Below are 214 nucleotides of genomic sequence, written 5' to 3' on the forward strand. Positions count from 1 at the left end.
CAAGAAGCCGGCGATGCTCAACTGCTGCATGCCCGAGATGATGAGTCCGCTGGTGCACCCACCTGCCAATCGCGCGCCAAACAGAATCAAGAAGCCGGCGATGCTCAACTGCTGCATGCCCGAGATGATGAGTCCGCTGGTGCACCCACCTGCCAATCGCGCGCCAAACAGAATCAAGAAGCCGGCGATGCTCAACTGCTGCATGCCCGAGATG

Annotated in this window: 1 protein-coding gene; it reads right to left on the reverse strand. The window is 59.8% G+C overall.

All coding sequences use genetic code 11. From position 1 onward, the window contains the following. Positions 1–214, reverse strand: a 214-nt coding sequence (locus GNY06_RS13060) for a YeeE/YedE thiosulfate transporter family protein (RefSeq protein WP_166520494.1), incomplete at both ends; no start/stop codon positions are given.

It is taken from the genome of Elizabethkingia argenteiflava (genome assembly GCF_009904105.1).
In the GTDB taxonomy this organism is placed as follows: Bacteria; Bacteroidota; Bacteroidia; order Flavobacteriales; family Weeksellaceae; genus Elizabethkingia; species Elizabethkingia argenteiflava.